The sequence below is a fragment of the bacterium genome (assembly GCA_012517375.1).
In the GTDB taxonomy this organism is placed as follows: Bacteria; Hydrothermota; Tepidihabitantia; order B3-TA06; family B3-TA06; genus JAAYVC01.
Window position 1 is genome coordinate 19,253 of record JAAYVC010000006.1, and the last position, 22,250, is coordinate 41,502.

General features: G+C 46.9%; 18 protein-coding genes and 1 other RNA gene. 13 read left to right on the forward strand and 6 right to left on the reverse strand.

The window, feature by feature from the left end:
- The first annotated feature begins 49 nt into the window (after positions 1-49).
- From pheT to GX441_00700, 11 genes are all read left to right on the forward strand, one after another.
- The gene (gene pheT, locus GX441_00650; GenBank protein NLI97153.1) at positions 50-2,407 is read left to right on the forward strand and encodes a phenylalanine--tRNA ligase subunit beta; all 2,358 of its coding nucleotides are present in this window, start codon (positions 50-52) and stop codon (positions 2,405-2,407) included.
- Positions 2,397-2,564 (forward strand): hypothetical protein, encoded by a 168-nt coding sequence (locus tag GX441_00655; protein ID NLI97154.1) that lies wholly within the window; start codon positions 2,397-2,399, stop codon positions 2,562-2,564. Before pheT ends, GX441_00655 begins: the two co-directional genes overlap by 11 nt.
- A gap of 21 nt (positions 2,565-2,585) precedes the next feature.
- Positions 2,586-2,852: a cell division protein ZapA gene (locus GX441_00660; protein ID NLI97155.1), complete on the forward strand. Its 267-nt coding sequence runs from the start codon at positions 2,586-2,588 to the stop codon at positions 2,850-2,852.
- A non-coding RNA gene (gene ssrS, locus GX441_00665) (6S RNA) lies at positions 2,851-3,024 on the forward strand. Before GX441_00660 ends, ssrS begins: the two co-directional genes overlap by 2 nt.
- 21 nt (positions 3,025-3,045) lie before the next feature.
- Complete coding sequence (gene rny / locus GX441_00670; protein NLI97156.1) at positions 3,046-4,596, forward strand: ribonuclease Y; 1,551 nt, start codon at positions 3,046-3,048, stop codon at positions 4,594-4,596.
- Positions 4,586-5,389 (forward strand): SAM-dependent chlorinase/fluorinase, encoded by an 804-nt coding sequence (locus tag GX441_00675; protein ID NLI97157.1) that lies wholly within the window; start codon positions 4,586-4,588, stop codon positions 5,387-5,389. Before rny ends, GX441_00675 begins: the two co-directional genes overlap by 11 nt.
- Positions 5,386-5,766, forward strand: coding sequence for an Hsp20/alpha crystallin family protein (locus GX441_00680; GenBank protein NLI97158.1), 381 nt, complete (start codon positions 5,386-5,388; stop codon positions 5,764-5,766). The genes GX441_00675 and GX441_00680 overlap by 4 nt, the downstream gene beginning before the upstream one ends.
- Before the next feature lie 29 nt (positions 5,767-5,795).
- Positions 5,796-8,159 carry an endopeptidase La gene (gene lon, locus GX441_00685; GenBank protein ID NLI97159.1) on the forward strand — a complete coding sequence of 788 codons (2,364 nt, stop codon included), beginning with the start codon at positions 5,796-5,798 and terminating at the stop codon, positions 8,157-8,159.
- Positions 8,160-8,172: 13 nt separating this feature from the next.
- Positions 8,173-9,021: a hypothetical protein gene (locus GX441_00690; protein NLI97160.1), complete on the forward strand. Its 849-nt coding sequence runs from the start codon at positions 8,173-8,175 to the stop codon at positions 9,019-9,021.
- A gap of 152 nt (positions 9,022-9,173) precedes the next feature.
- Positions 9,174-9,938: a methyltransferase domain-containing protein gene (locus tag GX441_00695; protein ID NLI97161.1), complete on the forward strand. Its 765-nt coding sequence runs from the start codon at positions 9,174-9,176 to the stop codon at positions 9,936-9,938.
- Between the two features lie 34 nt (positions 9,939-9,972).
- Entirely contained in the window at positions 9,973-10,794 is an 822-nt protein-coding gene (locus GX441_00700) for a methyltransferase domain-containing protein (GenBank protein NLI97162.1), read from the forward strand.
- Positions 10,795-10,838: 44 nt separating this feature from the next.
- Here the strand turns inward: GX441_00700 and GX441_00705 are convergent, their stop codons facing one another.
- Entirely contained in the window at positions 10,839-11,426 is a 588-nt protein-coding gene (locus tag GX441_00705; protein NLI97163.1) for a GMP synthase subunit A, read from the reverse strand.
- Positions 11,427-11,430: 4 nt separating this feature from the next.
- Positions 11,431-12,375 (reverse strand): glutamine-hydrolyzing GMP synthase subunit GuaA, encoded by a 945-nt coding sequence (guaA, locus tag GX441_00710; protein NLI97164.1) that lies wholly within the window; start codon positions 12,373-12,375, stop codon positions 11,431-11,433.
- A gap of 75 nt (positions 12,376-12,450) precedes the next feature.
- Between guaA and GX441_00715 the strand changes: the two genes are divergently transcribed.
- Positions 12,451-13,365: an alpha/beta hydrolase gene (locus GX441_00715; GenBank protein ID NLI97165.1), complete on the forward strand. Its 915-nt coding sequence runs from the start codon at positions 12,451-12,453 to the stop codon at positions 13,363-13,365.
- A gap of 160 nt (positions 13,366-13,525) precedes the next feature.
- Here the strand turns inward: GX441_00715 and GX441_00720 are convergent, their stop codons facing one another.
- Positions 13,526-13,720, reverse strand: coding sequence for a hypothetical protein (locus tag GX441_00720; GenBank protein ID NLI97166.1), 195 nt, complete (start codon positions 13,718-13,720; stop codon positions 13,526-13,528).
- Between the two features lie 116 nt (positions 13,721-13,836).
- Between GX441_00720 and surE the strand changes: the two genes are divergently transcribed.
- Positions 13,837-14,607, forward strand: coding sequence for a 5'/3'-nucleotidase SurE (surE, locus tag GX441_00725; protein ID NLI97167.1), 771 nt, complete (start codon positions 13,837-13,839; stop codon positions 14,605-14,607).
- 30 nt (positions 14,608-14,637) lie between these two features.
- On the opposite strand, the gene GX441_00730 is transcribed toward surE, so the two are convergent.
- From GX441_00730 to GX441_00740, 3 genes are all read right to left on the reverse strand, one after another.
- Entirely contained in the window at positions 14,638-15,555 is a 918-nt protein-coding gene (locus tag GX441_00730) for a TGS domain-containing protein (protein NLI97168.1), read from the reverse strand.
- A gap of 106 nt (positions 15,556-15,661) precedes the next feature.
- On the reverse strand, positions 15,662-19,249 hold the full coding sequence (locus tag GX441_00735) for a S8 family serine peptidase (protein ID NLI97169.1): 3,588 nt from the start codon (positions 19,247-19,249) through the stop codon (positions 15,662-15,664).
- A gap of 252 nt (positions 19,250-19,501) precedes the next feature.
- Positions 19,502-22,150 (reverse strand): S8 family serine peptidase, encoded by a 2,649-nt coding sequence (locus tag GX441_00740; GenBank protein ID NLI97170.1) that lies wholly within the window; start codon positions 22,148-22,150, stop codon positions 19,502-19,504.
- Positions 22,151-22,250: the final 100 nt, after the last annotated feature.

The window sequence follows — 22,250 nt, forward strand, 5'->3', positions numbered from 1 at the left end:
TTATCTTTACGACTCTTGACTAACCTTAAATTTCTGCTAAACTTAGGGTATGAGATTACCTTTACGTTTACTCGAAGAATTGACTGGGACCGCGCATTCGGCGCATACGGTTGCCCACTATTTAAGCAAGGTCGGATTTCCCGTAGAAGAAATAATCGAGCTCCTTCCTTTTGACCCGCAGGTCAAAACTGCAATGGTTGAAGGCGTTGTTGAAAGACTCGATGATGGAATTATCGTTACTGTTGAATGCGGGGAAGAGCGGTTTCATGCATATTCTCACACAGAAATCGCTTCAGAAGGCATTATCGCGATTGCCTTTGAAGGTAGCCCTATCGTAAAGGAAAATCTTGGAGGCAGGGATGGCGTATCAGCGGTGGTGGTTACAGAAAAGGACTTGGGGCTTGATGATGACTATCCGGTTATTTTGCCCGTGGGGACCCAGACGGGCTTACCGCTGGCCGAAGTCATTGAAAGTACTGTTCTTAATGTTGAAATTACACCCAACAGGGGCGACCTTTATTCGCTTTACGGGCTTGCGAGAGAATTATCACCATTAATAGGCGAGAGTTTTAATGTTCCTTCGGCGCCTTTGCTGGACATAGTCAAGAAAGAACATAACTTCAAGCTGAGCATTGAAGCGGACGAAGACATCAGACAGTATTACGGATTTCTTATCGAGGGTGTGAAGATACAGCCGTCTCCATTCTGGTTGAGATGGAGGCTTCATGCATTCGGAGCAAGACCGGTGAACAACATTGTAGATATTTCCAATTATGTGATGTTTATTACCGGTCAGCCCCTTCACGCCTTTGATGCATCCGTAATCAGGGGCGGACGTGTTCGAGTGAGAAGGGCAAAGGAGCTTGAAAAAATAACGGCAATCGACCATAAGACTTATGAACTATCACCGCATTGCCTGCTTATTGCTGATGAGGATCATCCTCTGGCGATTGCCGGCATCATGGGAGGAGAGGGTTCTGAAGTTAACGCGGGCACAAAGAGGATTTTCCTCGAATCCGCGGAGTTCGTTCCACAGCCCATAAGATTCGGGATTGGCGCTACAGGACTGCAGAGCGATTCGAGCAAGCGCTTTGCAGCCGGTATAGATGGCGCTATAACGCGTGATGCCGCCTTGGTATTCATCGATATGCTTCAGGATATTCTGGCCGACGCTACCGTATCTGGAGAACTTGCCTGGGGCAGTTTTATAGAAAAAGATACTGTCACTCTCGCGGGCGAAAAGCTTGATTCATATGCGAGTACCGGAATCGACCTCAAAAAGGAGTCGAGAAACCTTGAGCTTATAGGTTTCAAGGTCGAGATAACTGGAAAAACCCTCTTTGCAAAAGTTCCTTCACACCGAAACGATTTGCTTGAGGATGTGGATCTTATCGAAGAAATATTAAGACTCAGGGGTTACGATGATCTTCCATCAAGATTTATTATTAAGACCAATTCACCAGGCAAAACTCACGAACTATCACGTTTTTTGAACCATCTTCGCAGTTTTCTTTCCGGTCTCGGACTGAGTGAAACCTACTCCTTGACTTTTTTATCAAAGAAGGAAATCGAGGACGAGTTTGCCGGTGAGACGATAGAACTCACGAACCCCCTTTCGGAAAGAATGAGTGTCATGAGGCCTTCCCTTGCATCCGGATTGCTAGCGATAGCATCCAACAATATCCGTTTCGGCGAAGAAAACCTTGCTTTGTATGAAATCGGCAACGTATTCAGCAAAAAGGATCCCGATTCGCAGGAAATGCTTCGCCTTGGAATTCTTTTGTGCGGCAAAAGCGAACCATTGTCATGGGATAGAGCGCCTCGAAATGTGGATTTTTTTGATATCAAAGGCATTGTCGAGATGCTTTGCATTCATTTCGGACTGAACCCTGACGAAATGATGTTTGAAGCAACAACCAAGTCATTTTATACAAGCGAGGCATGTTCCCTAACAGTGAATGGCTGTTATCATGGAATTTTCGGCAAGGTTGCTCCACAATACCTTGAAAAGGCTGGAATCTCAGAAGATATTTTTTATGCTGAATTGGACTTATCCGAGCTATATAAGCTTTTTTCTAAAAAGTACTTGTATAAACCATTGTCTAGATTCCATTCAACTGAGAGAGATTTAGCCTTGCTTCTCGATGCAAGTGTAGTTGCTCAGCAAGTTATGCAATTTGTGCAAAGAGAGGCAGGTGATATTTGCGCGGGAGTAGACATCTTTGATAATTATTCGGGCAAGCCTCTTGCTGAAGGCAAACGTAATCTTGGACTAAGGCTTTTATTCGTGCCTAAAAATCGAAATTTTTCTAAAGATGAACTGGACGGGATTATGTCAGATTTGTCCGAAAAGGTTGCCGTTAAGTTCAACGCGCAAATAAGAGGAAGAGAAGGAGATGGAAACTGAATTTACCCGGCTTGAAAATGCAGTAAGGGTATTAATTCAGCGTGTTCGGGAACTGGAAAAAGAGAAAGCGAGACTGGAAGCAGAAATTGGCGATTTGGAACGCCTGAGAAAGAAAGCTTCAGAACGTCTCGCATTAATACTGGAAAGACTGGAATAACCTAGATGGGATTTGAGCTTAATGCCAATAGATAAGATAACCATATCCGGCCACGAAATACAGGTGCGCCACGATACTTCTGTAGAGAGGCTTGAGCGTCTTGCTTCGTGGATTGATAAGTTAATACGCGAGAAGAAAGAAAAGTTCGGCAACATTTCAATGATGCGATCGGTGCTTCTGGTGACTCTGGATTTAGCCGAACAACTTGATTCTAAGCGTCTTACGGTTGAAAAAGAAATTGCCGAGAGGGCTCAACATCTCATCAAGGAAATAGAAGAGGTAATTTAGCCCCCTGCCGTGTGCGTGATGGCGGCTTTTGTCTTGAGCCAACGCTCAAGGATTGGGGCGAGGACCCTACGAATTGAGAGCTCAGATATGAGCTTTCAGGAATGGGTATTCCGACCCCCTCCGTAATTCTTGGGTTCAAAGACACCCGTTTCCACGGCACGGCGGAGGGCATACCGGAGGAGCGATGACAACAATGACGATTCTTATTATTTCGGGCACGGCTCTTGTAGCCTTCCTTTTAGGATTTTTTCTGTTTCAGGTGATGAGAATAAGAAGTATAGCAAACTCAAAGGTAAGGGCCGCTCAGATTATAAAGGATGCCGAAAAGGAGGTCGAAAATCTCCTTAAGGCTGCCGATGTAGAAGCCAAAGAGCGCTGGTTAAAAGCCAGGGAAAAGCTTGAAAAACAATTTTCTCTTGAAAGAAAGGAACTTGACAAACAATCGAAAAAGATAACCGAGAGGGAAGTGATACTCGAGAGACGAAGCCATTACCTTACCGAACGAGAGAGCGCCCTTATCCGCAACGAGAAATATCTTGCGAATCTAGAGAAGATTCTTAAAACCAAGATGGAAAGATATGATCAGCTTATCGAAGAAGAAAACCGAAGGCTCGAAAGCATATCGCTCATCAGCAAGGAAAAAGCCAAAACCGAGCTACTTGCCAATTTGAGAAGACAGGCCGATCTTGAGGCCATTCAGATGGTTAAGGATATTAAAGATCATGCACGCCAGGATGCTGAAAGAGCAGCCAAGGAAATAGTTTCCCAGGCTATTCAAAAGGTTTCTCTTTCTCACTGGGCTGAGACGACAGTGTCTGTAGTCGAGCTGCCTTCTGAAGAACTCAAGGGTCGAATAATTGGACGTGAAGGTCGAAATATCAGGACGTTCGAGACTCTTACTGGCGTTGAGGTTCTTGTGGATGACACGCCAGGCGCCGTAATTATCTCGGCCTTCGATCCTTTGAGGCGTGAAAAAGCCAAAGTCACTCTGGAAAGACTAATCGTTGACGGCAGAATACATCCCGCTCGAATTGAGGAAATCTATAATGAGGTCGACAAGGAACTGCTTGAACACATTAGGATCACAGGTGAAGAAACCACGGCCGAGTTCGGCATCATAGGGCTTAACGAGGAGTTATATAACTACATAGGAAAAATGAAGTATCGCTACAGCTACGGACAGAATCTGCTTCAACATTCGAGAGAAGTTGCAAATCTTTGCATGCATATGGCAAGCGAACTGAAACTTGATACGCAACTGGCTGTAAGAGCCGGTCTCATGCATGATATAGGCAAGGTTGCGGACTCCAACATCGAAGGTCCCCATGCGGAGATAGGAGCGCGCATAGTGAGTCAGTACGGAGAAGACCCGTTGGTTATTAATGCGGTCGCTTCCCATCACGAGGAAGTATCTATGGATAGTGCGTATTCGTTCATTGTTGCCGCCGCTGACGCCATATCGGGTTCTCGTCCAGGGGCCCGCAGAGAAACCCTTGAGGCTTATCTTAAAAGACTTGAGAGGCTTGAAAATATTGCTACCAGTTTTGAAGGCGTAGAGAAAGCGTATGCCATACAAGCTGGCCGCGAGCTGCGCGTTCTTGTTCAGCCTGAGGTCGTTTCCGATCTCGAAGTAGAAGAGATGAGTCACAAGATTGCAAGACAGATCCAAACCGAACTTCAATATCCAGGTTATATTAAAGTCGTAGTGATCAGGGAGGTTCGGAACGTGGAATATGCTAAATAATGATTTCTCAGGGATTGTAACTCTAACGACAGATTTCGGACAGGAGGACGGTTATGCGGGGACGATGAAAGGAGTCATTCTTAATCAAGCTCCGCAAACCTGTATCGTAGATATATCACACAACATTCCGGCCTTTAACCTGCGACAGGCATTTATTGTTCTTAATGCAGCGTTCGTGTATTTTCCTAAGGGTACTATTCATGTCATGATTGTTGACCCCGGGGTCGGCTCCTCCCGCCGGCACATACTAGTTCATGCCGCAGGCCACTACTTTATAGGTCCGGATAACGGTGTTCTAGGCAGGATAGCGAAGCTTCATAATGGACAAACTTGGGCAATGGATTTCACAAGTATTGGTATTACAAGCGCTTCAAGCACATTCCACGGAAGGGATGTTTACGCCGTCGCCGCAGGCAAGATTCTGAATCTAGGATATCGGCAGCTTGTGACCGGGTTTATCGATCCGGTTTTACTCGCCCTACCAGAACCTGTAAAAACAAAAACCGGTTTCGATGGAGAGATACTATATATTGATAATTTCGGGAACCTGGTGTCCAACCTTCGTAAGGAACACCTCACGAATAACTCAACACTGGTCATTAAGGATGCTATTGTTCCAATCGTGGAATATTACTCTCAGTTGGATTTCACCGCTCCAGGTGCATTGTTGAACAGCTGGGGCTACATTGAGATATGTGTTAAAGAGGCGCAAGCCTCATTAATGTTGGGCGTTACAATAGGAGAAAAGATTTCGATTGTAAACTCCAATATAACGGAGGAGAAAAAGAAATGAGAAAGGGTCAAGTATACTTCTTTGTTAACGATTCCATGGTAAGGGGTGAGGATGAGAACTTTCCAAGAGTAGATCTATTCCTGACTAAAGAAGAGGTTTATCTTATAGCGGAGGTCCCAGGTGTTTCGGACAAGGTGCTGGATGTTAAAATACTCAAAGAGCGGGTAGAGATTCGAGGCGTAAGACACGAGCCTGAATCATGCGCGTCTGCGACTCAGTTTTACAAACTGGAGTCCTTTTACGGCACATTTGAGCGCAAGATTGTCCTGCCTTGTGAAGTAGACCCTTCACAAGCGCAGGTAAAATTGAAAGACGGTATTCTTGAGATTAGGATTCCGAGGCATGTTCCGCGGATAGTAGAGATTCCGGTAGAATAACGAGGTGTATTGTGAAAAACGAAACTAGTATAAGCTTTAACGATTCGCTGACGATACCTGAGATATTGCCTATCCTGCCCATAAAAGGCGGAGTTATATTTCCCAATCTGGCTACGGGTTTGGCGATTTCGAATCCTTCAATAACAAAGCTGATAGATGACACGCTCTCCTCGCATAAGATAGTATGCATTGTCACTCAAAGGAACCCTGAAATCGAGAACCCATCACCGGAGGATTTGTTTCAGGTAGGCGTCGTTTCTATGGTTCTGAAGATGAGAAGGTATCCTGATGATACACTGCGGATTTTTGTTCAGGGTATGCAGAGGGGGCAGGTAGAAAAGTTCATTCAACGTGAGCCTTATCTTACCGCAAAAGTCAAGATCGTAAGGGAGGTTGAAAGCCACGATACGGCCACAGAGGCTCTGATGCGCAACGTAATAGGTTCGTTCCAGAAACTTGTGGCAATGGTTCCATACCTTTCAGAGGATCTTATGTCCATAGTTCTCAATATCAGAGAACCCAATAAATTGGCCGACTTTGTTGCCTCATACGTAAACTTCGACGTTAGCGAAAAACAGAGCCTTTTAGAAACCTTTGCCGCCAAGGACAGGCTGAAGAGGCTTGATTCTCTTTTAGCAAAAGAAATAGGAATTCTCGAACTTGGAGTTAAAATAAGGGAACGCGTCAAGGGTGAAGTAGACAAATCCCAGAGGGAATACTTCTTGCGGGAGCAACTTAAAGCCATAAGAGAGGAGTTGGGTGAATCGGACGAAAGAACCGTTGAAGTAGAGGAACTCAGGGCTAAGATTGAAGCCAAGAATATGCCCAAGGAGGCCAAGGATACGGCTTTGAAAGAGCTGGACAGACTGCGAATAATGCCTCCGGCTGCGGCGGAGTATACAGTCGTTCGAACTTATCTGGACTGGCTGCTTGCCCTTCCCTGGGAGGAGTCCACTGAGGACAATCTTGATATCAAGCGCGCCAGAAAAATTCTTGATGAAGATCATTACGATCTTGAAAAAATCAAGGAACGTCTGCTTGAGTATCTTGCCGTAAGAAAACTCAAACCCGATTCCAAGGGGCCAATCTTGTGCTTTATTGGCCCTCCCGGCGTCGGTAAAACCTCGCTCGGACGCTCCATTGCGCGTGCGCTTGGCCGGAAGTTTGTTCGTCTTTCGCTCGGCGGAGTACACGATGAAGCAGAGATCCGCGGTCACCGCAGAACGTACGTAGGAGCGCTTCCTGGAAGGATTCTTCAGAGTATAAGGACTGCAGGTTCCAATAATCCCGTTTTCATGCTTGATGAAATAGACAAGGTAGGCGCCGATTTCCGAGGTGATCCGTCTTCCGCTCTTCTGGAAGTTCTTGACCCTGAACAGAATTTTTCTTTTTCCGACCACTATCTTGAAGTTCCCTACGATCTCTCAAAGGTCATGTTTATTGCTACGGGTAATGTGCTCCAAACCATAATCCCTGCTCTGCGCGATCGTATGGAGGTAATCGAGCTTCCAGGATACATAGACGTTGAAAAGCTTGAGATAGCCAAAAACTATCTGGTTCGGCGTCAGCTTGACCAGGTGGGCCTTAAACCTTCTGATGTCGAGTTTAATGATGAGGCAATACTCGAGATTATCAAAGGCTATACCCGAGAAGCGGGTGTCCGTAATCTCGAAAGGGAGATAGGTTCAGTTATCCGCAAGATTGCCAGGCGACATGCGGAAGGTAATAAAAGAAAAGTCAAGGTATCAGACTCAAGAAGTATTGCTTCTTTTCTCGGGCCCCGCAAGTTTTATGCAGAAATAGCTGCAAGAGAGGGGACTGTGGGCGTTTCTACCGGTCTTGCCTGGACGCCTGTAGGCGGCGAGATTCTTTTCATAGAAGCTACCTGCATGCCCGGTTCAAAAGGTCTTGTGTTGACCGGTTCTCTTGGTGACGTTATGAAGGAGTCGGCTCAAGCGGCATTATCGTTTCTTCGAAGTCACTATGAGGAGATAGGACTCGATGAGCTTGACCTTTCTAAAAATGATCTTCATATTCATATACCTTCGGGCGCGATACCGAAAGATGGTCCATCCGCTGGTCTTGCCTTAACATCTGCGCTTTATTCCTTGTTTTCAGGTAAGGCCATTGATCCCCGTATCGCCATGACAGGAGAGATTACTTTGACCGGCCGCGTACTGCCCATAGGCGGAGTCAAGGAGAAAGTGCTTGGTGCAAAGAGGGCAGGTATTACAACTATCATTCTTCCTCAGGAGAACAAGAAGGATCTCGACGAGATTCCTGACCACGTGCGTAAAGGGCTTGATTTCCATTTCGTCAAGACAATAAAGGCGGCCTTAAAGCTCCTGTTCCCGGAAGGTCGTGACATTCCAATAAAAAAAATCAAAAAATAGCAGGAGGAAAACCATGAACTATGCAGCCATTAGATTTCTTTTTTGTCTGTTGTTCGTCGCCATCGAAGGTTTTGCCTACGATAATCAGGAACACTCGTCCGCAACCTTTTGGCATGATGGAACCTTTCACCAGGACAAGATTGACTGTTCGAAGATAAAAGAAGGTACTATTCGGGCAGAAGTTGACGGGAAATGGCAAGACTACAAAATACGTGATTTGCCTGAATCGTTTCAGAAGTGGAGTTTTGAGCGCAGATTGGAGACGCTTGAACGCTTCCGCAACCAGCAGCCTCCTGAGCTTTCCGGTCCGCACAACGGGATGGTTGCAACATACGGTGTAGCCCGCAACGACAGCAGATTCAATGTAAACAACGCCGTTAAGGGGATGGGTTGGCTTCCTCGTCAGGATAAGCTTGAAGAGATGATAAATCTACTTGAATCAACTGCCGGGGATGACTTCAATTCGAAACTCAACAGACTTGATTCCTTGTACAATCAAGGTAGTGAGATTTTTGATCCAGGATGTCAGGTTAGCCTCGAGCTTTACTCAACACCCGAATTCGAAACAGCTACATTCCTGAATCAGATGACTAATCCTGCTTGTGCGGTCGTTTTCCTTGACATGCCTTCGTATGAATTCAAGGCAATTGCACATCTTATGCATCCGGAAGATCCACAACTCACTGAAATAGAAAGGCTCCAAGTCGAATACGCTAACCTTGTTCATTCATATTTCCATGGTTCTTTCGCAACACAGTTTACTGCAGTTGTCTATTACGTTGTTGAGGTCTACGATAATTCTCCTGGTAAGCCTGAGGCAAAGGGAAGACGAATAGTTCCAGAGTTGCCTCTTATGCCTTAGACAGGCAAAAGTTAATCGACTGTACTATTCAGGCTGTTAATCTGCTTGACAATCTTAAGCCTAGAGGTATACTGTTCAGGCATTAACTCGGCTTTGAATCTTCTCTAGATAAGCCCTGTGAATTATATACGAAAACTCAACAGGAGGAAGAATTGGACTGGAATACAGAAAGGGTGGTGCCCAAGGAGATGGATGTAGTCGCAAGCGACATTCAGCGCATTTCACTAAAAAACCATCTTGAACGATACCATGTGTCCTCTCAATGGCTGAAAAAGAGATTCAACGGCCATAATGCCAGGATTCTGGATATAGGTTGCGGAACCGGGTTCGGATCCGAGATACTCGCAGAAGCAGGCGAGGTTCTGGGCGTCGACTTCGATTCCGAAGCCATCGAATATGCAAATCGTCATTATAAAACATCAAGGACTTCCTTTATCGTGGGAGATGCCGAAGATAAAAAATTTCTTGAAAGCCTCGGCGCATTTGATGCAATAGTAAGTCTTGAGACAATCGAGCATCTTAAAGACCACCGGGCATATCTAGGATGGGTTGCCGGTTCGCTCAGAGCAGGCGGCGCTTTTGTGGTATCGTTTCCTTCCACCCTTACCATGGATTGGGCTGCACCTCATCACAAGCGTGATATTTCAAGAAGAGCGGCAAGACGTCTTTTTAAGAAGGGGAAGTTTTCGATCCTGGATAAACATAAGCAAGATTACAAGCTCGATATGCGGGATGTTATCTTCGAGACAAAGCACAATAGGGCAATGCCTACTCCGCCTTTGAAGCAGTGGATTAAGATATACCTGACACATCCGCGTCTCTTTTTGATGAGGCTCTATCAGATAAGTATTGGGGGAGGGGTGTTGATAGCTCATCAGCAGTATCTTTTGGAACCTAAAAAAAACCATCATGGTTGAAACATAAAATCTTCTAAAGTAAGGAAATTATAGAATGGCTGGAATAACCGAAAGAGTATATCCTAAAGAAATGGATGCCCATGCCATGGATAATATCCAGGGCATTATGTATAAAGTATTTACGACCCGTTACAAAGTTGCCAGGGATTGGTTAAGGAGCCATTTTGGCTCACGCGAGATAAGGATTTTAGATATCGCCTGCGGCTCGGGCTACGGTTCAGAAATCCTTTCTGACCTTGGAGAAGTTACAGGTGTGGATATTGATAAAGAGACCGTTGAGTACGCGCGTAAAAACTATAGCAATGGTCGAACTGCTTTTCTTGAAGGCAATGCGGATGATGCGTCTTTTCTTAGAACCCTTGGTCATTTTGATGCTGTAGTAAGTCTGGCAACTGTCGAGCACGTTGCAGAACCTTATTCATACATGAACTGGATAAGAAAGGCAATAGGCCCAAGAGGGGCAGCAGTCGTGTGTTTCCCTTCGGTCGTTACTATGGATTGGGCTGCGCCTCATCATAAGCGTGATATATCGAAACCGACGGCAAGAAAGTTGTTCTACAACACGGGATTTGAAATCAAGAAGAGCTTTTATCAAAATCACAAACTGGATATCAGAAATCTTATAAATGAAGTCTCCCACGATGATAATCAGATACCTGTGCCCAGGCTGAAAGAATGGGCAAAATATTTTCTGTTGAATCCTCATCATTTGTTGTTGAGAATCTACGAAATCACAATCGGCGGCGGGGTACATTTCGGAGACCAGGAGTATCTCCTGCTTCCGAAGCCCGAGGCTGAATTTGATGCGATAAAAGTGCGCGGATCCCGTCCTGGTTTGGAAGAGTCCTACGGATAGCGTCCGCTTTTATTTCAGAAATGCATTTTTCGAGGAGGTATCTGTTACTTTGATTCTTTAAAGGATCTTACTATCTCTATGAAATTCTCGAATATCTCGTAGTGGAAATCGGTGTGTTCGACTTCCGGATGAAACTGCACTCCGTACAGGGGTCGTGAATCATGTTTCATAGCCTCAATTTCACAATCTTTAGAGCGAGCTAGAGAGGAGAACCCTTGCGGCAGTTCGTAAATCTCGTCATTATGCGATTCCCAAACAGTAAAGCGTTCAGGGAGTCCTTTGAAAAGATCATCAGGATTCGTGACAATTAATTCCGCTTTTCCATATTCAGGGACTTTAGCCGGGCCTGCTTTGCCGCCGTGGTGCAAGGCTATGAACTGGTGCCCCACGCATATCCCAAGTATGGGTATCGAAAGTTTGTCCAGATAATCGCCGGTCAAACCGAGTTTGAGGGTCTCGGAACCTATTCTTGGTGCGCCGCCTGAAAGAACAAGCGCGTCTGCTTTAATCTCTCTAGGCTGGGTTGTATTAGGAATTATGTTGGTTTCAATATCGAGGTCTCTCAGCATGCGCCATTCGCGGTGCGTCCACTGACCTCCGTTATCTACAACGTCAATCCTGACATTAGTCATTACATCACTCCCATTCGATGGTTCCCGGCGGTTTATGGGAGATATCGTATGCTACCCTGACGACGTCTAAAAGAGAGTTTGTTATACGTACGCTTATACGCTCCAAAAGGGAGAATGGGAGCGGGGAGGCTGAAGCCGTCATCCCGTCTAAACTTTGAACCGCGCGAACAACAACGGTTTCTCCGTATGCCCTTACGTCGCCTCTGACGCCGACGCTCTTTACCGGTAAGAGTACCGCAAAGTACTGCCACGGCAGTTCACATTCTCCTTGCGATGCAGCGTGCTCAATCTCTTCCTCAACAATAGCGCATGCCTCTCTCAGTATTGCTGTCCTCTCCTTCGTAGGGTCGCCGAGAACCCTTACAGCCAGTCCGGGACCTGGAAACGGCTGCTTTTCAGCTATTTCAAGACCCATGTGTCTTGCGACCTTGCGAACCTCATCCTTGTACAAGTCTCTAAGAGGCTCTGCCAGCTTCATCTTCATCTTTTCGGGCAGTCCGCCGACATTGTGATGGGATTTTATTACGTCCCTTAACTGACCGCCTGACTCAATCCAGTCCGGAGCGATAGTTCCCTGGATCAATGTATCCGCCTTGACCTTCTCGGCCTCACGCTCGAATACTTTGATGAACATGTTGCCGATGATCTTGCGTTTGCGTTCGGGTTCGGTAACGCCGCGCAGAGCCTTGTAGAACTCCTCGGAAGCGTCGACAAATCTAAGATTCAACCCCATATCTTTAAGCAGATTCTGGACATGTCCTGCTTCATTCTTGCGCAGGTAACCAGTATCCACGAAGACTGTGACGAGCCTTTCGGCAATAGCACGATTGACTAGTACGGCTGCTGTTGTCGAATCAACGCCGCCCGAACAGGCAATGATGGCGGTTCCTTTTATCTCTGTTCGAAGCTTCTCAATCGATTCATCCACAAATTTTTGGGGGTCTCTCATTGCCGAGTATACGGAGGGAAAGGGGAAAGTCAAGAATCATTGACCGGTAGCGTAAATCATCTATAATTCAAACGTATGCAAACCACTGCAATCCTTCTCTTATGCATAACCGGCATAGGTTCAAATGCAGGTTCGTCGTCGCTACCTGATACGAACTCAGGGTGTTTTACCAGCCAGGATGGGTTGACACTCTACTACTCGAGATATCTTCCTTATGCAATCCGTGGTGTAGTAGTATATGTTACGGGTATTACTGGACTCGATTCAGGTGTTCAGACAGAGTTTATTGACTCGCTGCTTGCCATCGGTATAGGTGTATACTTTCTTCATCCTCGTGGAACGGGATTCTCACAAGGCAGGAGGGGAGATGAGAATATCGAACGTTTTTTATCCGATTACCAGGATTTTGCTGATACCCTCAGCGTTTGGCATCCCGAAGTGCCGCTGTTTCTCTTCGGACACAGCATGAGCGGCGCATTCGCGATAGAGATTGCAGCGCGAAATTCTAGTACCTATGCCGGTATCATCGCAGTGAACCCGGCTTACAAATACAAACAAAACAAGGGAACAGGGCCGCAATTCGGTGACTACGTCAAGTACGCTTTTTATTACATCTTCGCGCCTGGCGCCCTTGTCGTCGATATGGCAGGAGATTCTTCTCTAATAGAGCATCCTGAGGACGCAAAGGAGACAGCCTCAAGAATGAAAAACAACCTTGTAGTAAAGAAATTCAGCATGCGTTATATGGCGGCATCCAAGAGAATCATGAACAAGTGTATTATCGATGCAAGAACTCTTGATCTACCTCTACTCCTAATTTATGGTGAAAAAGACGAGATCATTGAGCAATCCGGCCATATCGAGCTTTATGACAATTGGAAGTCGCGAGACAAAACCATTATTGAGGTTAAAGACGGAGGACACGGTTATCATGTTGTTGTTTGGAGTCTTGCAAAGATTACTGATTGGTTTCACGCAAGACTTAACTAACTTCTCCACTTTGCCATCGCCCCCCGAAAAAAATCCTTTGTGCACCCGGAGTGTACCGTGCACATAAGGTCTAATCGTTTCAAATCAGCCAGTTTGCTTATACTTCAATTAAGATAGCAGCGAATGTGAGGATGCTGGCTAAAGCCATTGAATCAGCACTTTACCACAAAAGCCCTAATCTTCCTCCGAGGTATAACAGACCTGCGAAAAGGACGCCGCCTGCTGCAGCGATAATAAAATGAACCAGAGTCTTCTCGCCCCTGTTGCGACGATTCCATCCCCAGAAAAGGAAAACGAGTCCGGCAAGTCCGAACGCAATAGCCGTAATCGAGATAACGATTCCCCAGGTGCTCATGCTTGAGCATATTCTTAATGGAATCATTGTCAAGCATCCTCCAGATCGGCGCCAACGATGCAAGCGGTTACATGTGCAGAAAGTTGACCGAGGATATATATTCCATAAAATAACTCATGACACGGAAAAGAATCCTTTTAACCAACGATGATGGAATCGATGCCCAAGGAATAAAGACTCTTGAACAGGCACTTGCCGGACTTGGAGAGATATTCGTTATCGCTCCGCGTGAAGAACAATCAGGTTCCTCTCACAGCCTTACCATAGGAAGGCCTGTAAAAATAGAGGAAAGGGATACCCGCCACATCGCTATCTACGGCACACCGACAGATTGCGTACTTCTTGCACACCACTCCTTAATGGAATCGAATATCGACTTGGTGGTTTCGGGCATAAACATGGGATACAATCTTGCCGATGATGTTCTTTATTCCGGAACTGTTGCGGCTGCCATGGAGGGTCGAATTCTTCGATATCCTTCGGTTGCCGTATCTGCAGCCAGGGATCACTCTACCATTTCCCGTCAATCATTGGAATTCATTCAGGAGTTCTGTCGAATGGTACTCGAACGTGGTCAACCAAGATTCGTGAGCATCAATCTTCCTCAGGGCAATCCAAAGGGTGTCAAGGTAACGCGGCTTGGAAAACGTATCTACAAGGATATCGTGAGCAGAGCCAAGGATTCCAATGGTGAGTGGCACCTTATTCTTTCTGGGGAGATGGCCTCAGTATCAATGGAGGGTTCCGATACCGACGCAGTCGATACAGGCTATATTTCGGTTACCCCTCTTCATCTCGATCTTACAGGTTTTTCAGAGATGGATGAGCTTCAGGACGTTTTGAATACATTATCCATCTGCAATTCATTTAACTGCGGACAATCCTGACACTGTAGGAGAGAGCTTGCCAAATATAGCTTATTTAGTGTGGAACTCGACGATATCACCATCCTCAAGAACGTGGTCGCGCGCAACGCGAATGCCTTCCATTGTTTTATTCCAGAGCCTTGCAAACGTAAGATTCTCGGCGAAATCCTTGTGCAGGTGAACGGCCGCATCTATCAGGATTGCACCTTTCTTGAGGATAACGGGATCATTGAAATCGGCTTCCTTACCTGGTTGTTTGGTGTACACACGCACAATCTCCAAATTCTCGAATATAGCTTGGTTGATTTCATCCAGACCTACTAGTTGTTCCGCCGAAACGTAAAGGGTTTTTGTTTCAAAATGAGGGATTGGACCATCGGGAAGCAAATCAATCTTTGTAGCAATCCAAATGACCTTTGATATTCCGTATTTTTCCAACTCCTGCTTAAGGATGGGAATTTGTGAGTCTGAATCATTGGATTCGAAAAGAGCAAGTACGAGGTCGGCGTTGCGCAAGATACCCCACTCCCAAGGTTCTGTGTTTTCTAGAATCATCGGAGGCATATCGATAAGCTGAAACTGTATGTTCTCGTAAGCAATCATTCCCACGACCGGCTGCTGGGTAGAGAAAGGCCATTCTGCAATAACCGAATCGGCTCCTGTAAGTGCAACGAATAGGGATGATTTGCCGCTGTTAGCCGAGCCCAGCATGGCTATCTGACCCGCGCCTTGTTTGGGTATGTTGAACATTCTTTCCCGCCGGGATGATGCCGTTTTAGGTTTGGATTTCATTTCTTTTTCGAGGACAGAAAGCTTCTTTTTCAAATCGGCAAACATCTTTTCGGTGCCTTTGTGTTTCGGCAAAAGGGCAATCATATCCTTGAGTGCGGCGTGCTTTTCTTCGTTCGTTATCGCTCTGCGGTATCTTTCATCCGCTTCCCTGTACTGGGGGGTAAGATTAGCCGGCATGCGAGTCCTTAAGCTTAGTCATCATCGAAGTATATAGTCTTCAACACAATCGTCAAGTATAAAAAAGAGGGGCCAAAAGGCCCCTCGAGTTTAAAAATCTTCAAGGTTATTTCAAGATTACCGCTTTTCCTGCAACCGTTCCGGCTGGAGTGTTGAGAACTATAAAGTATACTCCACTTGCTATTTTTGAACCACTGGCATCTTTTCCGTTCCAGTAGGTCTTGTGTTGTCCGGCAGCAAGGTCTTCATTTACGAGGGTATTAACGTAACGACCAGAGAGATCGTAAACTTCAAGTCTTACCCGCGAAGCGGCCGGTATGGAGAAGTAGATTGAACCTTGACCGGAGAGAAGGTCGTTGGAGAAAGCAAGGTCGAGAGGTTCAGGTCTAAGAGGATCCTCTGAAACCGCAAAGAAGTCGAGTCCATTCCAGACGGTCTGCGCATCGGTAGCATTAGCTTGAATATCGGCAAGGTTGTCGCCCGCAATGAATGCAAAAGCCACAGTATCCGTGCTGCCTGCAGCAAGGTTGAAAGGACCTGCCGATACGGCAACAGACCAGTCAGTGATGCCGGATGAGGTCGGGACGCTTATGTCGCCCTTGATGAACTTAAAGCAATTTGATTCATTCCAGACGTGATCTTGACCCTGATAGACGTAAACGGGGTTCTCAAGAGCGCTTACGTTCGCCTTTGTACCTTTGAGCAGCTTTACTCCGCAGTGGGGGTTGTCTGTGGATGCCTGTTTGACGTATGCAAGATTCAGCGTCTGATTCGTGCCTACCTTGTTTGAGTCCGAACGAAGACCCATGTCGAAATCGGCGATAATGCCTGCATACATGCCATTCAGCGCTGAAGAGCTTGTATTTTCGAGCACGTACTTCAGGAATACGTATTCCTTGTCTTTCCATGCGTATCCGTACTGCGTTACCTTCAGGCCTTTTTTGGCAGGATTTCCGGAGTCATCGAATATCGCCTTGCTGTCCTGGTCGGAATAGTCATGACGGCCTATGGTTACTTTTCCGTCAGGGTCAGTCGTCACCTTCCAGTCTTTTGCGTTGGTGTAGTTGTTATCATCGCCGTAAAATCTGTCATTGATATAAGAAGCCGATGTGCCTGCCGCAAAAGAAGCATGGTAAAGCCAGCTTGAAAGAGCGGTTTTGGGATAACGGAATCCGTCTCCCTTATCGTTCGGTTCGTCGCCCAGGAACCCCACGGCTCCTTGTTTAGCCACGGTAAGCTTTACGTTGCCGACATCATGGTTGACGTAGTCGTATCTGGGAGTTCCTATCATCAATTCAAAGCTTCCCAGCTCGCCTGACAGTTCGGTTGATGTTATTGAAAGATTGAATTCAGCGAAGGAGCCAATGGTTGCCGATGAAGCTATGGAAACCTTGAAACCGTCGCCCTTTGCAATAGCGTCTGCATTTATCGTGCCGTATGCGGCGGTATTGTCCGTTACGGTTATCCCGGGAGAGGTGGAGGAGAGGGTGGCCTGGAGACCGGTCAGAGGTATCGAGCTCGCATTCTTAATGCTAACGTAAAGGACGACGTTCTCCCCGGGGTCCATGTTGCCGTCAGGATTGGCCTGACCGTCGTCGTTGACTTCAGTGCTTGTGATAGAAGCGGATGTAATTAGAGCATTCAAGACGCCTGATACCACAAGAGCGAAAGGCTGAGGTCCTTTGGGGACGTTATTAGCCTTAACATTGATCTTCCAGTCGCCCGTTTCAGGGGAGTCGATGAATACGTTCTCGACCGGGTTCTTTGTGTCGAAACTTCCGCCTTCAGTCGAGACGTTGCTTGCAAAAACGTTGCCCTTGTAAGTCTTACCCGAGGGTGAAACGACTTCAAGATTCAGATCGTTTACAAGGGCAGGGCTGGCGTATTCCACGCCCGGATAATCCGTCCAGTTGAGGGTTATCCTTAAAGGTTCGCCGGAATTGCTTACGTTGACCTTTCCGGTGAATTGATAACCGGTTTCAAGGCCTTCGTCGAAATCGACGACGGCAAGTTTACGGGTGTCGCCGGCAAAGTAGAGTACATTATCAAGCATAGGTCTGCCCCAGCCTATTTTTCCCGCCGGTACGGTAAACGCCGCAAAATCAGTCTCCACAGAGTTTATCATCATTGCCTTGAGAAGGGCTGCAGACGGGGTGAATTTCTGGCCGTTCTGCGGGGCTCCCGAAGGATACCATCCATCCGTGAAGTACTGCCGAATCAAGAGGGCATTACCCGCAGCTATGGGCGAAGACATGCTGGTTCCGTCGTAGGATTGCTCGGCATCGTCAGAGGTGTTTACCGAAGATGTGACTCCCTCGCCAGGCGCGACTACGTCCGGTCTTATGCGTCCGTCAGCGGTGGGTCCTGAAGAACCCACAGCGGATGCGTTATTGGCAATAACGCCGTTGCGGCATGCGCCTATGCAAAGCACGTCTTTTGCATTGCCAGGAGAACCCGTATAAGGTCCCTGGTCGGTGTTTCCAGCCGAAAAGCATACCAGATAATCAGATCTGTTCCACATGGTCTGGTCGGCTTCCTTGCAGCTTGCATCATAGGCGCGCGTTGTTTGGTTTCCCCATGAGTTGGAGATTACCCGAGCGCCGCCAGCGCTGTTGCCGTTGTAAGGAAGGCTGAGACTGTATTCAAGGCTTACGGCATGGATAATTCCGCCGCTTGAGCCGCCTCCGTCAAGGAAGAATATCTTAGCTTCCGGGGCCATGCCTATATTAGGGCTTGAGCCTCCTGCAGGAACGTCGTTGCCGAGCATTGACCCTGCCGTATGCGTGCCGTGTCCGTTTTCATCGCCAAAGGATATTACCGGGTTATCCGGGTCGTCTACGGCTGGTTTTTGGTAAGCTATAATCTTGCGATGAGTGGGAAAATCACCGAAATCGGTAATAGCCTTTGAGGGGTCTCTGAAGAAGTTGTGGCTTGTTCTTATACCTGAATCGAGGGTGGAGCCTATCTGGCCCTGCCCCTTGATGCCTTTATCCCAGATTTTGCGGTTGCCATCGTCCCATGTTTGCATGACCCATTGGGCCTGGCCATTGTGAAGGTACATTACCCTGAAAGGCTCTACCCATTTGACATCGGGAATCGTAACCAAACCAGGGATTTTTTCAGGCGCCAGATTGATATGCACGAGCGTAGACCATTCGCTGGACTGCCATTCGAGCATTGTTCCGCCGAGGGATTCAACAGTGCTGCGGATAACTTCGGCGTCGGTACCGGCGTATAATACGACCACCAGTTTCTGCGGTGCCTTATCGCTAAGGTTGAAATCAGGACAGATTTTGTAGCCCGGCTGGTAGTCTCCGACCCAATCCACACCGGAAACTTGTTTAACATCATTAAGAGCGGACTTTTCCATTCTTACAATGTAAGTGTAATTGGGAAGATAGCCGTCTATGATTACGCCTTGTTGTTCCAGCGCTCTGCGTTCGTGGGTGTATATTGGACCGTCAAAATGTACAAGGTAGGTTCCGGTTCCTTGTTGTTCGCCTGCAATCATTAGATTTGAAGGCAAACTGGGTTTCGCATCGCGGGTATCTAGTTTTATTCCGCACGGTAGATTGATTACAGATGGATTCTCATACAGATATGTTGACGTTGGGACCACATTACCATCTATAAGCGGTCCTCCTGCTGCCATGAGCAAGAACGGCAACATCAATAGCGCAAACATTTGCCTCATATACTTCCTCCTAGGCTTCGCTTGCATTTTTCAAGACGGTTAACACCGTCATCTTTTAGAATTCTCCTTTTGGAAAAATTCTTTTTTTACACAAATCAGGTTTTTGACCTGCATGGTTTTAAGTTTCTATTCCGAATTAACGATTAAGTATACGCAAATCAGAACAATAAGTCTAGCCCCTGTCAACCGTTTCTCTCATCAATTCAGGTTGCAGCAAAAAGCGACTTGCGGAGTTCTAAATCCACGGTTAAATCATTTTATCCTAACGAGTTTGCACACGAGCGAGTGGTTACCGGTCGTGAGGTGAAAGAAATAAACCCCGTTTGAAAGCGAGCGTCCTCTGGAATCGACCATCTTGAATTGAAAATCCCTTACTCCGGGCCCTGCGTATGATTCCGAGACAAGGGTGCGTACAAGTCTTCCGGACTGATCGAACATATCAAGATGCAGAGGTACGGACTCAGGAAGACTTAATCTAACGCTTAAAGCGTCCTTGTTGAAAGCATCCGCCGTCAATTCTACTGACATGAATGGGTCAGGAAGCTTTTCTGATACACCAACCGAGATCGTAACTGGATATTCCAGCACGCATACGTATCCGCCGTCGTTAGCAATTACGTCCAGCCTGAAAGGTACGACGGTGTTAGCCTGCATTTCGGAGGACGCGGTAACCGTGAACCCATCGCCGTATGAGGATTCTCCATAACCGAGATTTCCGTAAGACGCTTTATCGGACTCGATGGTAATTTTTTTCTCAGAAGTCGAAAGGGTAGCCTCGATACCGCTTGCCGTAAAATCGCCGATATTGGTTATTTCAGGCTGAAACAGGACCGTTTCACCGGGATCGAGCGCCCCATTTGGAGAAGGGCCGCTTGAATCGTCGATTTTTGTTCCGGTAGACTTAAGATCAACGTTGTGGTTTTCAATATCACCTGTTATAAGCAAAGCGTAAGGTTGAGGTCCTTCGGGCGCCTCGGTAGCCTTTATTCTTACTGACCACACCCCTGCCGCTGGTTTTTTTATCCTTACCATCTCTACTACGTTCTTTGAGTCGGGGTCGCCTTGCTGAACGGAGTAATTGTCGCTGAAATTATTACCTCTGTATATCTTTCCAGATGGGTCAATAACTTCAAGGTCCAGATCGTTGACGAGTTTCGCTTCTGCAGAAAGCTCAGGCGGAGCATCCGTCCAGACCAAGGCTACCCTTAAAGGCCAGCCGCTGGTCTTTACCGAAGTTTCGAAACTCACGTAATCACCGGTCGATAGGCCTTCGCTTTCATCAAATACAAAAAGCTTCTGGCTATCACCTGCAAAGTATAGAACAGAGTCAAGATCCGGACGGCCCCATCCTATTTTTGAGTTCGGTATGGGCATTTGAGAATAGTCAGTTTCGGTAGAGACAATAAGTGCGGCCTTAAGAAGCGCTGCCGATGGTTCCAGCGAATCCGATGGATTCTTTACTCCGCCTGGGTACCAGCCTTCTCTGAAGTATTGGGTAATTAAAGCCGCGGCACCTGCAATCACGGGGCAGGACATGCTGGTTCCATCCAGAGGTTTGTAGCTGTCTGCTGTGCCGCCGTTAGCCGATATGACGCCAACGCCTGGAGCCATGACCTCAGGTTTTACGCGTCCGTCGGCCGTTGGTCCGATGCTTGAAAAATCAGCTGGCATGGTGGCTGCCTCGCCGTTGTGCGTTGCTCCAACGGTGACCATATTCTTGGCTGTTGCCGGAGAACCTATTGCTCCACCGCTGTTTCCGGCTGAAAACAAAAGAAGAAATTCCGGATGCTGCCACATGAACTGGTCCGATTCCCAGGAATGGGACGTGTAACCTCCGCCCCTGTCACCCCAGCTGTTGGAACTGAACTTGGCTCTTCCTGCCTGGTTGCCCAGGTAAGGCTGATTGTACATGCTTCGATAATCAGCTGTAAAACCGTATTCGTATCCGTCAAAGTCCATGAAATAAAGCCGCGACTTCGGAGCCATGCCGTCATAAGGTGAAGATTGGCCCCAGTACGAATCGTCGCCTGCTACGGTGCATCCGGTGTGAGTTCCGTGAAAGCTGATTATTCCGCCCACATCTCCGAAGCTGACCGAACCGGTTGTGGGCTTGTAAGCGATTATCTTTCGATGGTTCGGGTAGTCGCCCCATGTTGTTATCTGGATAGAAGAATCTTTGAACATCACATGATCGGTATTGATTCCAGAGTCGCACGTGGAACCGATTATTCCTTCGCCGTGCAATCCCTTATCCCATATACGCCTGTTGTCGTCCTTCCAGGTCTGAATGATCCATTGTGCCTGGTTGTTGTGAAGGACAGGCTCGTAAAAAGGTTCTATCCAGCGCACTCCATCGAGAGAAGCTGCTTTAAGGAAATCTAAAGGTTTAACGTATGCAATTATCTTTCCGTTCCACTCGTTGTCTTCTGCCGAAATGATATTTACACCCATGGTCTCTAGTGCGTTCGTTACTTCCTCAAGTTCAACACCAGGGAAGAGCATTATCTCGACCTTGGTTTCTTCTGTTTTATCCAGTAATACAGGATCTAGCTTGTAATCGGGTTTGTAGCTTCCGAACCAGTTGATGATACCGTTCGCGAGCAGGTCGCGAGCTTTTTCGGGCAATCCTTTTACCAGAAACGCCGAGTTCGGCAGATAGCTTTCTACTTTGAGTCCATTTCTTTCAAGAACATCCCGGTCATCTTTGCTGAGTCTGTGGTTTAGATGAACAATGAAGCGACAAGGTGTTCTAAGATCATTGGTTTCTTCTGTGAAAAGCTTGGCTTTGCGAATATCAATGGTTTCAGAGATAAGAGTGATTGAGTTAATCTCCGGATTTGGTAGCGGTACAAAAACGCCCTTTTGCGGTAGTCCTCCTAGAATCCAAAAAAACAGAACCATGTACATCTCCTGCAAGTTCCTTTCTTTATTAATTCAAAAGCAATCCGATATACTCGAATTGAATTTCTTGGTTTAATCCTAGCTATCCTCTTTTAAACCA